14 protein-coding genes are annotated in these 13,766 nt (G+C 68.0%); 12 read left to right on the top strand and 2 right to left on the bottom strand.

All coding sequences use genetic code 11. From position 1 onward, the window contains the following. The first annotated feature begins 2 nt into the window (after positions 1–2). The 9 genes from ACTMS9_RS13360 to ACTMS9_RS13320 all read left to right on the top strand — a co-directional run bounded on the left by ACTMS9_RS13360 (position 3) and on the right by ACTMS9_RS13320 (position 9,047). On the top strand, positions 3–2,957 hold the full coding sequence (locus ACTMS9_RS13360) for a hypothetical protein (RefSeq protein ID WP_441165050.1): 2,955 nt from the start codon (positions 3–5) through the stop codon (positions 2,955–2,957). Positions 2,958–2,989: 32 nt separating this feature from the next. After that, positions 2,990–3,211 carry a hypothetical protein gene (locus ACTMS9_RS13355; RefSeq protein WP_280840486.1) on the top strand — a complete coding sequence of 74 codons (222 nt, stop codon included), beginning with the start codon at positions 2,990–2,992 and terminating at the stop codon, positions 3,209–3,211. Between the two features lie 256 nt (positions 3,212–3,467). Then, positions 3,468–4,007 carry a restriction endonuclease gene (locus ACTMS9_RS13350; protein WP_441165049.1) on the top strand — a complete coding sequence of 180 codons (540 nt, stop codon included), beginning with the start codon at positions 3,468–3,470 and terminating at the stop codon, positions 4,005–4,007. Between the two features lie 75 nt (positions 4,008–4,082). Next, positions 4,083–5,855 (top strand): DUF262 domain-containing protein, encoded by a 1,773-nt coding sequence (locus ACTMS9_RS13345; protein WP_441146166.1) that lies wholly within the window; start codon positions 4,083–4,085, stop codon positions 5,853–5,855. Between the two features lie 112 nt (positions 5,856–5,967). Further along, the gene (locus ACTMS9_RS13340) at positions 5,968–6,480 is read left to right on the top strand and encodes a hypothetical protein (RefSeq protein ID WP_441146164.1); all 513 of its coding nucleotides are present in this window, start codon (positions 5,968–5,970) and stop codon (positions 6,478–6,480) included. Positions 6,481–6,694: 214 nt separating this feature from the next. After that, on the top strand, positions 6,695–7,117 hold the full coding sequence (locus ACTMS9_RS13335; protein WP_441146162.1) for a YbaB/EbfC family nucleoid-associated protein: 423 nt from the start codon (positions 6,695–6,697) through the stop codon (positions 7,115–7,117). 3 nt (positions 7,118–7,120) lie between these two features. Continuing rightward, the gene (locus ACTMS9_RS13330; protein WP_441146160.1) at positions 7,121–7,438 is read left to right on the top strand and encodes a type VII secretion target; all 318 of its coding nucleotides are present in this window, start codon (positions 7,121–7,123) and stop codon (positions 7,436–7,438) included. After that, complete coding sequence (locus tag ACTMS9_RS13325; RefSeq protein WP_441165048.1) at positions 7,435–8,673, top strand: WXG100 family type VII secretion target; 1,239 nt, start codon at positions 7,435–7,437, stop codon at positions 8,671–8,673. The genes ACTMS9_RS13330 and ACTMS9_RS13325 overlap by 4 nt, the downstream gene beginning before the upstream one ends. Before the next feature lie 44 nt (positions 8,674–8,717). Beyond that, positions 8,718–9,047, top strand: coding sequence for a hypothetical protein (locus ACTMS9_RS13320; RefSeq protein ID WP_441146156.1), 330 nt, complete (start codon positions 8,718–8,720; stop codon positions 9,045–9,047). 82 nt (positions 9,048–9,129) lie between these two features. On the opposite strand, the gene ACTMS9_RS13315 is transcribed toward ACTMS9_RS13320, so the two are convergent. Continuing rightward, entirely contained in the window at positions 9,130–10,008 is an 879-nt protein-coding gene (locus ACTMS9_RS13315; RefSeq protein WP_441165047.1) for a hypothetical protein, read from the bottom strand. A gap of 390 nt (positions 10,009–10,398) precedes the next feature. On the opposite strand from ACTMS9_RS13315, the gene ACTMS9_RS13310 reads away from it, so the two are divergent. The 3 genes from ACTMS9_RS13310 to ACTMS9_RS13300 all read left to right on the top strand — a co-directional run bounded on the left by ACTMS9_RS13310 (position 10,399) and on the right by ACTMS9_RS13300 (position 12,655). After that, positions 10,399–11,016, top strand: coding sequence for a hypothetical protein (locus ACTMS9_RS13310; RefSeq protein ID WP_441146152.1), 618 nt, complete (start codon positions 10,399–10,401; stop codon positions 11,014–11,016). Between the two features lie 82 nt (positions 11,017–11,098). Beyond that, positions 11,099–11,533, top strand: a complete 435-nt coding sequence (locus ACTMS9_RS13305; protein WP_441146150.1) for a DUF7008 domain-containing protein — start codon at positions 11,099–11,101, stop codon at positions 11,531–11,533. Positions 11,534–11,764: 231 nt separating this feature from the next. Beyond that, complete coding sequence (locus ACTMS9_RS13300; RefSeq protein WP_441146805.1) at positions 11,765–12,655, top strand: RICIN domain-containing protein; 891 nt, start codon at positions 11,765–11,767, stop codon at positions 12,653–12,655. Positions 12,656–12,899: 244 nt separating this feature from the next. Here the strand turns inward: ACTMS9_RS13300 and ACTMS9_RS13295 are convergent, their stop codons facing one another. Beyond that, positions 12,900–13,742 (bottom strand): hypothetical protein, encoded by an 843-nt coding sequence (locus ACTMS9_RS13295; RefSeq protein WP_441165046.1) that lies wholly within the window; start codon positions 13,740–13,742, stop codon positions 12,900–12,902. Positions 13,743–13,766 lie beyond the last annotated feature (24 nt).

Genomic DNA, 13,766 nt, shown 5'->3' with positions numbered 1-13,766 from the left:
GGATGGCGTCACGGAAATCCTCCGCACACCGGATCGTGCGGGCGTTTCCTCCGCAGGGAGCACTGCAGCGGTTCACCCTCGACCGACCGATGACACTGCGCTGCATCCTGTGCCAGCAGACCAGCATGTCCGATTCAGTCGTGACGGTGGCCGGCAACTGGTCCCGGCTGCTGTGCAGCCGGTGCTACGGCCAGCCGGACGCGGTGCGCCGAGCGGCGGCCGGCACGGCGCAATCTGCGAAGACGAAGGCTCCGTCGACCACCAAGAAGAAGCCGTCCACCGCGAAGAAGCCGCCAACCGCCAAGAACAAGCCCGCGCCGGCCCCGCCGACCTACTCCGAACCGCCGCCGGTCGCCAGTCCGCTGCCTCGGGACATGATGTGGCTCGCCTCGCTGCACCGGACGAAAGCCGAGGGTACGGAGCTGTCACCGGCCGAGGAGGATCTGCTGCGGCGCAGGGCCGGTCAACCGGCAGCGATCGCCGCCGCGCGCTACGCCGAGCATCTCGTCGACACGGAGGCGCGTCTCGCCCGGCTGGCTGGCGACAGCGAGACCGCAGGGCGGTTGCACCGAACGCGCGACCAGCTCAGCAACGCCTGTCACACAGCGGCCCTGGCCTTCAGGTACTCCTACCAGGCGGAACTGACGGCGCTGGAACGGCCGCCCGCCGCACCGGAAGGGCTGGAGATCACGGTCATGCGGACGGTCGCTGCGGACCCGTTCAACGAGGCGCTGGCCCGGGTGCTGAGGCGGCGCGGCCTCCCCCCGCACGCCCTCGAACGACCGACCGAAGACCTGTGGGGTTGGCTCGACGCTCACGAGACAACCGTTCAGGAGCCGTTGACCGCCCCCGTGGAGCGGGTTCGGCAGATGAACGCTGCCAAGTTCGTTCGCACTGCCCTGGACGACGTCAATGGACGGCAGGCACATGCGGGCCTGGCCCATTTGGCGGTGGCGGAGCAGTGGATGACCTGCGCCGACGAGATCATGTCCGCTCTGGGCGAGGCACGTGACTCGGCAGAGACCGACCTCCGGCGGGCGGAAGCGCGCGTCAAGACTGACCTGGCGACCCGGCTGCGGCAGGCGGGGGAGGCGTACGCCCGGGGAAGCGCCCTGTGCCTGGAAGCCAGACTTGTCGTCGGTAGCTTCCACCTCCGGATCGCGCGCCTGGTGTGCGGTGACTCTGTGCGGCAGCTCCGCACCGACTGCCTCGCCGAGGCGTTGATGTCGCTGGCCGAAACCCACCCCCGGCTCACCCGCGTCGCGCTGGAGGCGTGCCGGGAACATCGCGCGGGCTGCGCCGATGCGGATGCACCCAACCCGTGCCCGTCCTGTGCGCCGACGGTGGCGGAGGTGGTACGGCAGCGGAGGACGCGCGCGCTGACGGAGCCGGAGCCGGCCCCCCGCGTTCGCGACCCTCAGCCGGCCACCGTCGAGAAAGAGTTGCCCCCGCCGAAGCCACCGGTCAAGCATTTACCCGACGACAACCTTGTCTGTCCGACTGTCCTCAAGCAGCCCCCGAAGAAGCTGGTCGTGGTCGCCGAGACGTTCTCACGGGGCGACGGCTGGTTCGGTTACGGCTGGGTCGACCGGAGCGGCCGGACCGGCCAGGGAAACGGCCGGGCCGTCAACAAGTTGGACGAGGTGGTGCAGGCGCTGTGCCGGGTAGCTCTCGACCTCGGCACTGGGTCCAACGTACATCTCGTCACCCGGCACGCGAGGGCGGCCAACGTCATCCAGCTCAGCCTCAGCGCTGGTCGAGCGGTCACTCCGCTCGACACCACCCTGTCGGCTGGCACGCGGCGCCGGCTCCATGAACTTGTCGCGGGCCGACGGTCTGTCACCGTCTCGGTAGAACCGTGCTCGGGGCGCCACGGCGGTTCGGTGCGGGCGGAAGACCTGGCGCAGCGCGCCGGGCAGCCGGGATACGCCACCGGGGAGCAGAAACCAGTACCCGCCCTCGTCCTTCCGTCGCAGGCAGCCGTGGTCGAGGACCGGCTCACCGGTCCCGACGACGAGGACGGCCCCGCCCGCTGGCTGGACGTCAACGGGCGGAAGCGGGCAAAGATGTCTTGGATGGTCGCCCTGCACCGGGCGCACCTCGACGCTAAGTGGTGCCCGTTGCCCGACGGGTTGAGCGACGAATTGCCTGGACGACAGCTCCGCCTGCACCTCGACCACGAAGCACGCAGCGGGTCGTCCTTCGCGCGGGTGCAGCGGGTGGCACTGCGGCGCCGCGACGGCCGGTGGGAGATCGCCGGCATCCAGTGGCCGGCGGAACTGAGTCCGGGAACCCTGGTCACCGTCACCGTGAAATCCGACCCGGACGTCGCCACCGTCCGGACTACGCTGTTGCCGAGGCCGGAGCGCATCGACGGTGTCCAGTTCGCCCACCAGTACGATCCGCGCGTGGTGACCCGGCAGAACGGGCCCGGGGCGGACGCCCGCGGTCGCGTGCCGGACCTCACCGACATGAGCTGGGTCCTGCACACGCTGCGGAAACTCGGTTACCTCACCGAGGACGGCGCCGCGATCCTCGCCGAGGACGCCCTGGTGCAGAACTGCCTGCGGCTGGGACTGCCACCCCAGCGGGCAAAGGGCATCCACCAGGCTGTTCAACGGCTCGTCGCCGACCGGGCGCTGCAGCGGGTCGAGGGCAGCGTCGACCCTGACGATCGTCCCTGGCACCCGCCCCGTCCGGAAGACAGGCGAGTTCCCCTGCTGCGATACGTGCCCCGGGTGGAAAAGGTGACGGCGCCAAGGGAGACACCCGGCGAGTGGCATCCGCACCGGCGGGGACACCAGGTGGCCGGGCACCTTCGTCGTCTGCCGCCCGGCGCAGAGGCATCGCCGGAATCGGAAGAGGAATACCTCGAAGAAGTCCGAGACGCGCGGATCGTGGGCCGAGGCCTCCCCAAGGGCGTCACGTACGTGAAGTCCCACTACCGCAAGCGCTGACAATGGCAGATCGATCAGTACGGAGGGTTGGAGTGTCCGACCTGACGGAGGAGCGGACCGGCGCGAGCTGGTGGAACTCCGACGATGTGGCCGAGGTCGCCGAGATGCTGGCGTCCCGCAAGTCGCGGCTGTGGCAGAGCACCGCTCCCGACGACTTGGCGGCCTGGGTGTTCGCCGACCCCGAGCCGGCGCCGTTGCACCCGTCGCCGGCTGGCGCCGACGAGCGTAGCGGCACTGAAGTGGCGGGTACCTGACAATATCGACGCTCGTGCACGCCGATTGTCGGACCCGGTGCCGAGACTGAGGCTCCCTCGACTCGGGAGGTGCCTCGTGCCGTACGTCAGGTCACACACCAGGAAGAATGGAGCCCGGGTTCGGGCGCACTACCGTAGGCGGCGCCCCGGCAGGGTTCGGCGGCGATCGACGGTCCGCCGCGTGTCCGGGGGCGGTAGGTCTGCTAACGGCTGGGGTCTGGTGCTATGTGCCGTCGCCGTCCTCGTGGTGCTCGGGATGGTCGTAGATTTCGTGGAGCGGCATCCGTACTGGTCGATCTTCCTGGCGAGCCTCGTCGTCGCGGGGGCGGTCGCGGTGGGCTTTGCCGTGTCGAAGCAGCGTGCCCGCGAGCGGGCTGACCAGGCCCAGCGGGACAGGCTGATCGCGGTGACCGATGCGATGAGCGGGCCCGAGTTCGAGCAGTGGTTCGCGCGGATCCTGGTCGCGTCCGGGTTTCGGCAGGTGAAGGTGTGCGGCGGTTCCGGTGATCGTGGCGCGGACGTCATGGCGGTCGCCCCCGACGGTCGCCGCGTGGTGGTGCAGTGCAAGCGGCAGAGCATCAGCAACCGGGTGGGCAGTGCCGCGATCCAGCGGTTCGCCGGCACCTGCCGGGACATCCACGGTGGCGAGATCTGCATGCTCGTGACGAACAGTTTCTTCACCGCGGGCGACGGCATCCAGTTGGCCCGGCGGCTCAACATCACGCTGGTCGACCGGCACGCCCTGGAGATGTGGGTATGGACGGGGAAGCCCACGACGGGGATCGTAGTGGGCTGATCCCGGGTTGACCTGGGGGCGTTGTCATACAAGGCTTGGTCCTGCCTCAGCCTTCCGTGACATGGAGGACCACCCGTGGGTTTTCAGACAGCGATCACCATCGTCGACGCAGTCAAGAAGATCCAGCGACGGGAACTGGTGCTGCCGGCGATCCAGCGTGCCTTCGTGTGGAACGACGACCAGATCACCCGGCTCTTCGACAGCATCCTGCGGGGCTATCCGATCGGATCCTTCCTTTCGTGGCATGTCCGGTCCGAGACCTCGGCACAGTTCAAGTTCTACGAGTTCATGCGGGAGTACCACGAGAAGGACAACCGCTACAGCAAGGAGTTGGACGTCCCCAAGGGACAGGCCGTCGTCGCGGTGCTCGATGGCCAGCAGCGGCTGACCTCGCTCAACCTGGCGCTGCGCGGCTACTACGCCAGCAGGGTCCGCTATGGAAAGAAAAACCAGGCCAAGTCGTACCCGGCTCGACGGCTGCACCTGAACGTGCTCCGAGAGGCTGCCGAGAACGAGAGGGGTGTGAAGCACGACTTCCGGATGATGGCCGAGCCCGTCGCCCAACCGGCTGACGGCTCCGCTTACTGGTTCCCGGTCTACCAACTCTTTGACGCGACCGACCTCGGCGAGTTGATGGGCATGCTCGCCTCGCACGGTCTGGGCAACAACGGCTACGCCTCGAAGCTGGTCGGTACCCTCTTCAGCGCAATCCACAGTAAGCCCATGTTGCATTTCTATGAGGAATCCGACCAGGACATTGACAAGGTGCTGGACATCTTCATCCGGGTCAACTCGGCGGGCACGGTGCTTTCGCAAAGCGACCTGCTGCTCAGCATTGCGACCGCCCAGTGGAACAAGCGGGATGCCCGCAAGGAGATCCAGTCTCTCGTCGACACGCTCAACGGCACAGACCAGCGCTTCTGGTTCAGCAAGGACGTGGTCCTCAAGAGTGGACTCATGCTTACCGGCGTGACCGATGTCGGCTTCAAAGTCCGCAACTTCAACCGTGGCAACATGCTGCGCCTGGAAGAGCGGTGGGACGAGGTAAGCGACGCGTTGACCGTGGCCGCTGGCCTTCTGGGGGACTTCGGACTTTCGGCCGCGAACCTCACCGCCAACAGTGTTCTCATCCCTATTGCCTACTACATCCACCGACGGGGGCTCGACGAGCATTACCGTGACCGACCGGCAGAACGGGACGACCGGGCTGCTGTCCGCTCCTGGGTCATTCGGAGCTTGCTGAAGCATGGCGTGTGGGGTTCCGGCCTCGACACGCTGCTCCGAGAGTTGCGTGAGGTCATCGACAAGCACGGTGCCAACCACTTCCCGGTGGTGCAGCTTGAGGAGAGGATGACCGCCCGCGGTAAGACACTGACCTTCACGCCTGGGGAGGTTGAGGATCTAATGGAGTCCTGGGCGTACGGGACCGCGGGCATCTTCCCGATCCTTGCCCTGCTCTTCCCGCACGTCAACACTCGCAATGTCCACCACATTGATCACGTCTTCCCGCGGTCGCTGCTTACCAACGCGAAGTTGAAGAAGCACAGGAAGTACACAGAAGACGAACTCAGCGAGGCCATCTGGTACCGCGACAGCCTCGCTAACCTTCAGCTCCTCGAAGGCCCGGAGAACATTGCGAAGAAGGACCGTGTCCCCCGAGAGTGGGCCCAAGAGACGTTCACTCCCGCTGGCTACAAGAACTACCTGGAGCTGAACGCACTTCCCGACTTGCCGGGATCGATTGACGAGTATCTGGGCTGGTGTGAGCGCCGCTACCACCTGCTCGGACAGCGTCTTGCGAAGCTGCTCGGCACGACTTGGGAGGCACCCTTGGGACAGGCGCCCTGAGCCGCGTCGCCGCGTCGCCACGTAGATCACATGGGTTGTTACTTGGTTCGCCCAGGGTTAGGACGACTTGCGGCACTCTGGGCGCGGCAGCGACCAAGGGCCGCCGGCGATCATGAACGATGGCTACGCTCTCACGGTGACTTGGGCAAGTGACCATGCAACGGACGCGACGGTGTGCGGCGAGTGCGGCGTGATCGCCGTGCGGAGGGATTCGCAGGTTTGGGAACATCCCGCCGCCCTTCGGGAAAGGTTCAGCCGCGACGTCTGCGCCCAGCCTTGTTCCGGCCGGCCCCCAAAGCCACGTGAACTGACCAGCTCGCAGGAGGTCGTTGATCTCATCGACAAGTGGCGAGCGGGCAGTGAGGAGATGCCTCCGGGCTACACGCTTGAGCGCGATAGTGGCTTCCAGCCGAAGATGCTGATGCTGGCGCAGCAGTTTGCGGCGGACCCAGACTGGCTGCAGGTGCGGCAAGCGTCCGGTAATCGGCTTCAATTGGCGGCGAGAGCGCTGGCGCAGACGGCACGGTTGTATGCCATCAAGGAGATCGGCAAGGACGCCGCGTACGAAGCCGCGGAGGGACATGCCAGGTGGGCGCTGGAAGGACGCGGTCACTCCGAGGGTTAGGTGCGGAGTTCGGCGCGGTGGCGCGGTGACAAGCGGGCCTACACCAAAGTCGTGCCTGACGAGGATCCGGGGGTCGTCGCGAATTGCGACCCGATCGGTGCGGTATGCAGCATTCTTCAGGCCGGCCGGTTCGCGCGCCGGCCGGTCGCCGCTTCGCGGGACTGCGATCGAGCCGCCCCGGTCGCTAAGGTGACGGCATGGGGAAGCGACGGTGATGGATGCGCCCTTCGGCGCGGGAGCGGATGCGGCCGAAGAGTGGGTGCGATCCTGGTCGGCATCCGTGTCGGAGCGGGCGGCCCAGGCGCAGGCCATGTCGCAGCGCATCGCTGACCTGACAGTCTCGGCGACCGGCGGCCACGGCGCCGTGGAGGTCACCGTGGCCGGCAGTGGCACCGTCACGGAGCTGCGGCTCGACGATCGGGTGTGCGGGTGGTCAGGAAAGCGGATCGCCGCGGAGATCATGGGTACCATGCGCCGGGCGCAGGCCCGCCTCGCCGAGGCGGTGGCCGACGTTGCCGCCCAGACGGTCGGCGCTGACTCCGAGACCGGGCGGGCAGTCGTGGGTAGCTACGCCACCCGGTTCCCCGCGCCGCCCGACGACGGCGACGATGATCGACGCAATCCCCACCGTCGGTGAAACGTGGCTGGTCACCAGGGCTTCGAAGTCGACAGCCAGACGCTGCTTGCGCATTCCGGCACGGTCGACGGCGTCGCCGACGAGGTCGAGCAGTGCCGGCGCGCCGCAGCGTCCGTGCAGCTGGGACGCGACGCGTACGGCCGGCTGTGCCAACTGATCCCCAGCCTGATCGACCCGATCCAGCAGGCCACCATCGACACCTTGAACGGCGCTACCGACGCCCTGCAACGTGCCGCCGACGACCTACGATTCACCGCCCGCGAATACGAGAGCGGTGACCAGGCGGTGGCGACGCGTTTCAACCGCGGAGCCGAACAGTGAGCCAGGCGGCGAACCCGCTCATCGCCACCCGCCAGGACAGCACCACCGCGTTCAGCGGGGTGTTCATCGCTGAGGACATCGACAGCCTGGCGGCGAGCTACGCCGGCGGTGGCTGGATCGACACCGGGATCGGTGGGTTGGCCGTCTCCATGGACGCCCTTGCCTTCGTCACCGACCCGCTGGGTCAGCTCGTCGCCTGGGGTGTGGGCTGGCTGATCGAACATGTGAAGCCCTTGTCCGACGCCCTCGACGAACTGGCCGGCGACCCCGACCAGATCGCCGCCTACAGCCAGACCTGGCGCAACCTCAGTAACAAACTGACGGACGTCGGCACGACCCTCGACGATGCGGTCAGGACCCAGATCGCTGACTGGACGGGCAGCGCCTCGGACGCCTACCGACGCCACAGCGCGGAGCACCGGTCCGCGCTGGAGGCCCTCGCGAAGGCCACCGGCATGATGGCCGAGATCACCACCGGTGCCGGCCTGCTCGTCGCCATGGTTCGTACCCTCGTCCGTGACCTCATCGCCGAGTTCGTCTCGGTGCTCGCCGTCCGTCTGTGGGAGTGGCTCGCCGAAGCCGGCGTCACCCTCGGCCTGGCCACCCCGTGGGTCATCACCCAGGTCACCGCCCTCGCCGGCAAGTGGGCCGCCCGGATCACCCGACTGCTGCACGGCCTGATCAACAGCCTGCGTCGACTGGCACCCATCCTCCGCCGGCTCGGGGAGCACATCGATGATCTCAAGGCCCTGCTCCGCCGCCTCGCGACCCCGGGCGGCACCACGGCACCCGCCCCCCACCGGGGAACGCATCTGCTCCACTCCGAGGCCGACCCGCTCCGCAAGTGGGGCCCGGCCCAACAGACCCACCCGGAACAATGGGAGGCCGCCATCCGGCAGGCCCGGGAACTCGGGGTCGAGGTCACCTTCCGCGAAGGCGCGCTGGCGTACGGACCGAGTCCGTCACCGGGGAATCCAGGCCACCTGATCCTCGACCCCGACGCCTCGTACGGAGCCCTGCTGCACGAGATGCAACACCTGCGGGATGATCAGGCGGTGGGCTGGGCCGGGATGAGAGGCTGGTTCGAAGATCCTGTCGTCCGTTACGAAAACGAGGTCCGTGCCTACCAACAGGAGATCAGACACGCGGAGTCCCTCGGCGACCAGGAGTCGGTGGACCGCCTGAACCAGTTGATCCGCGAAGAGTATTCGAAGATCTTTGGAGAGGAACCATGACGGCGCCGCACCCACCACACAGACCGGCGCCGCCGGTGCGGCAGATGTCCAACGAGGATCTGGCAGAGCTGGTCCAGCGGGGCGGGCCGTACCGAGGCAAGGCCGTTTTCGAGCTGGTCGACCGCGCCGCCACCGATGACGACGCGGCAACGCGGCTGGGCGACCTGAGCCGGCTTCCGGCGCTGCGCGACGACCGCGTGTTCCACCTGGTCTCGCTCTCGTGGGCGGCGATCATCGGACTCCTCGCCGCGGAGACCGCGCACTCGCGGAGGGTCGCCTACGCCGCTTTCCAGGCTCTGCCCGCTGCGGACCAGGCGGATCTCCTTGCCTACGTCAAGGCCGAGCGGATCGAGGATGCGCACCCTCGGGTCTGATTGACGCCGGAACAGCATCCCGACACCGGCGCTCTGCGCGGGTGACTGTCAGGGCTCAAGCGCCAGTCTGACCGGCTGGCGGCTACGCCTCGCCCGACTGCCCGGATGTCTCGTGGTCCTGGCCCTGCGATCTCTGCTGGATGATCTCGATCGCGGTGAAGGGCTCGAAGATGCCTTCGTGGCGTCGCCGCTCGCGTAGCAGGTCCTCACTCCACTGCGCGGCGGCCTTCTGTTCCGCCATCATGTGTTGGCGGGCGCGGTCCAACTCCTCCTTGATCGCCTGCGCCGCCTCGTCGGAAGCGGGATGGTCGACGAACTCGTCCATGATTGCCACCCACCGCTGGTTGAGCCGCTCGGCATACTGCGCCCGCCTCGTGTAGAGGTCGTTCTGGCATTCCAGTTCGATCAGGCGTTCCCAGTGCGGCTGGAGGAGCTGCCTGACCCGTCCCTCGAGCCGTACCGACACCTGCGGGCGGCACTTGACGTGCACCGTCCCGCGCTTGTACCTCCACAGGGCCGGGTCCTGCTCGTCCAGCGCCCGCTGCAGTGCCACCTCCAGTTCGCCGGCCCGGTGTGCGGGCAACTTGCGGGCCTGCTCGGCGGCGACCTCCCGCACGCGTTGGATCGCGTCTGACATGAAGTGGTGCGCGTACCAGCGCAGGGCCTCCGGTCCCACGCCCCTGGACGACCAGGTGAGGGTGGCGAGGACGGTGAAGCCGAACACGTACCCTTGGGCAGCGACCAGGATCGGTCCCGACACATCCTGTCGCTCGACGAGTTCGTCGGGCGGTGGCGAGAGGGGTTCCGCCGCAGGGGCATTCAGTCTCCTCGCCGCGGCAGCCAGGTACTTCCAGAGGGACTTGAACCCATCCGAGACCTGAGCGCCCAGATCCGGCCCGCGGTCGACCCGCCGCCGATCGGGCCTCTCCGACGTCGGCTCCCCGCCTGAAGCCTCGGTCACGCCACCCCTCCCTCGTTGCGGAATCCCTCCACCCCGGTCCTTGGGGCGCGTAGGTCAGCGCACCAGTGCGGTGGTTCGCGCAGAGGTGGCTGATGGGAGCAGTCCCTCTTGAAGGATCGACGCGATGACCGTCTCTTATCCACACAACACGCCCATCGAGGGCAAGTCGTACGCCACTTTCATGGGCGCATCGATGCGGTCGCCGAAGGATTCGGCCATCAGCGTCTGAAGCATCTATCCGAAAGGATGGTCTTCGTTCCCCCGTTTCTATGCGGGCGGCGGGGTAAGCGCCTCGCTTGGACCGGAGCGCCGAAGATATCCATGATGGAGAGCAGCCGAGCAGGATCAATGACGAGCGTGGTGTGATCACGCGGAGGTGTGGAGGTGGTGATGAGCGTTGTGGATGGTCTGGTGACCCAGGGGCCGGCGCTGCTCGGTGTCCTGGTCGGCGTGGCCGGCACCATGTTCGCCACGACCGTGAACGAGCGTGCCCGCTGGCGGCGCAGCCAGACCGTGCGGTGGGACGAGCGCCGCCTCGATGCATACGTCGATTTCACCCGGGCGGTCAAGGAAATCCACACCGTGGCGACTCAAATGCTCGGCAACCACCGTCCCGAGTCGCGCCGGCCGTCCCTGGACCGGGACGACGGGTTGGCCCGGCTCGCTGAGGCGGATGTCCGTCATACCCTGGCCTGGGAGGCCGTTCTCCTGCTCGGCGACCAGGTCACCGTTCGCGCTGGCTCCGCATGGCGGGACGCCGTCCGGGACATTGAACGGGCAGCACGAGCGCTGCCGAATCCGCCGACCGACCTTCCTGACTTGATTCGCCGCGCCGACCAGGGGCGAGACAACTTCTACCGCGCCGCTCGCGGGAGTCTCTCCGTCCGCGGCGGATCAGTGGAGCAGGTCCGGCGCCCGTTGTCGGAGCCGACCACGGCCGAGCCGGGAATACTGGCACAGCGGCGGAGATCCTATCGGGACCGCGGCGAACCGGCACCGCCAGCCTGACAGCGGGTCGGTCTCGGCGGCCCTCGCCACATCGGTCACCGTGAGGCGAGGGCCGGGGACACCGCGGCGGACCAGGCGACCGGTGCCGCCGAAGTACACCTCGGCGGACTTCCTCAAGGGCAGCTACTGGAAGCACCGGGGCAAGCTCGACGTGCCCAAGGAGCGGTTCGTCTCGTACCCGGGTGCCAGCCGCGACGGTGACCCGTCGCTGCTGGTCGGCTGGGCCGGCTGGGACCACCGCGAGCAGGCCCAGGCCCTCGCGACGCTGATCGTGGCGCGCGAGCAGGAGGACGGCTGGGCCGCCGACCGGCTGTCGCCGCTGGTCGCGGGGTTGCGGGAGATCCTGCCCTGGGTACGCCAGTGGCACGGCGAGTTCGACCCGGAGCGGGGTGCCTCGCCGGCGGACATCTACGCCGGCTTCCTCGCCGAGACCACCAACCGGCTGCACCTCACCGACGAGGCGTTGACGTTGTGGCGCCCGCCGAAGGCCACCCGGGGTCGTAAGGCGAAGGCCTGAGTGAGCGTCCGGAAACAACCGGCTGATGAGATCGCCCCTGCGGTACGTGCGATGTAGGTCGGCGGGCGCTGCTGCCGGTGGTGATCCGGGATGAGTTGGGTGAGTTGTTCGCCGACGAGGCGTTCGCGGCTGCCGTGCTAGCCGGCGTCGGTCGACAACCTTACGATCAACGTGACTGGTGAAATTGGATTCCTCATCGGTGGCTCCGCGCATCGTGTTAGCTTGATTCTCGTGATTACCGGTGCGAGATCACTGTTGTTTGTTGCCGGTCTTCTGACGATCGGCATGACAGCGTCCGGCACGCCTGCGTCCGCCGGAGTGGCGTCCGGGGGTGCGGCGTTTTATGGCGCGGCCGCCGCGTTCGGGCCTTTCGGACCCTCCACATGCACGTCCGGAAACGTGTGGCGGGAGGCCAGGCCGGACGACCACGTCTGCGTGGACCCAAAGACCCGGCATTTCGTGAAGCTGGATAACAGAAATCCCAATCAGTTCCGCAACCCGGCCGACCAGACCTATGGGCCCGACACATGCCAGCAGGGGTTCGTGTGGCGCGAGGCGACGCCCGAGGACCACCTCTGCGTCGCACCCCGGGTCCGCGAAGCACACAAGAGGTTCAACGAGAGTGCATCCAACCGTTGGGCGGCCACCGTTTCGAAACGGGGCGAAACCACGTCCGTGCCATTTGTTCAATTCGGCGAACTCGACCGACTCCACAGCGCCTTTTCCGGCCGGAATGAACTGGTCGTCGACGTGGCGGACATGAAGGTACGACCGGATATGAACCGGTCGACCCAGCGAGTCCGTTTCCTGCGTCGGGGCGAACGGGTCGCCTACCAGAACGCCTTCGAGATCATGGACGCCGCCAGCGGGCAGTGCCTGAGCGTGCGCGGCGGCGGGACGGAGAACGGGGCCGGTCTGGTGCTGGAGAACTGCGGCTGGCGCCCGAACCAGACCTGGCACCTTCAGCGCCGTGCGGATGACAAGTGGGAGCTGCGGGCCGGGCACAGCGACAAGTGCCTCGACGCGGCCAACCCCGCCCTGACGGCCCCGCCGCCCGGCGCCTTCGTGCAGCAGTGGGAGTGCGTCGGCGGCCAGAACCAGGCATGGAACTTCACCGGCTGACTCCCGGGGCGGCCCACCCGGTCAGCCGTGACGCGCCCCGGGTGGGCATCAGCGCAGGCTGTGTGCCGAAGCCTGCTGCGCTGCCCGGACTCCGTACCGCGCAGTGGTTGCTGCGGCAGCCGCCGGTCATGGCCGGTGCGCGGATGCTCAACGGGTGGGTGGCCACCGGATCCGTCGGCGTCCGAGGTTCGGCTGCGCTTCGTATCCCGCGTCACCCACGACCGGGACTGCGGGATGCGTCCCATCACCGGGTCGGGTTGCTGCCGGAATCTGCGGCTGCCGCCTGATCGCCGTCCGTCTTCGGCGTGTCGACCGCCGGCTCGGGCTGGCCGTTCGCCCGCCCCTCGTCCCGTGCCGGAGAGGCGGGGTGGTCGAACCAGGTGTGCGGATGGAACACGTCGGCGTTGACGGGGCCCGCCGTCCGCAGTCTCCTGCTCCACTCCGCGGCGGCTTCGGCGTCCCGCTTGACCTGCTGGACGGCGCTGATCAGGTCGTCCTTGACGTCCTGCCCGAAGGTTTCGGCCGCCGGGCTGTCGACGAACAGCTCCATGACCGTGATCCACTGCCGGCAGATCCGCTCGGCAGACTCGGCCCGCCGCCGGTGTACGTCGTACTCGCGCTCCACCTTGATGATCTGTTCACCGTACGGTCGCTGGAGTTCCCGCACCTGCTCGTCGAGCTCCACCGAGATCTCGGGTTCGCAGGTGACCACGGCGTCTGCTCGCCCGAAGGCCCACCGGCCCTGCCTGGCCAGTTCGTCCTGCAGCGCCACCTCGAGCTTCCCGGCCTGCGTCGCTGGGAGGGTGCGGGAGAGCTTCGCCGCGGCGCGTCTGACCCGGTGGCTCGCCTGCGGTGTCGAGGCCTGGGCGTACCAGCTGAGCCGGTCCGCGCCCAGCCGATTCGACGACCAGGTGAAGGTGGCGCGGACGACGAAATGGAAGACGTAGTCCCGAGCCGGCACCGTGAGCGGCCCCGACGCGGTTCGTCGTTCAACGAGCTGGCCGGGTCGGGCTGGTGGGACGGTCGGTGCCGCGGCGGGCTCGGCGTCCTCCAGCGCCGCGACGAGCTGCTCCCAGCGCGTCTTCACCCACTGTCCCGTCCGGACGGTCGC

The organism is Micromonospora sp. L31 (genome assembly GCF_052068075.1).
Classification (GTDB): domain Bacteria; phylum Actinomycetota; class Actinomycetes; order Mycobacteriales; family Micromonosporaceae; genus Micromonospora; species Micromonospora purpureochromogenes.
This window is presented reverse-complemented; position numbering and strand designations above follow the sequence as displayed.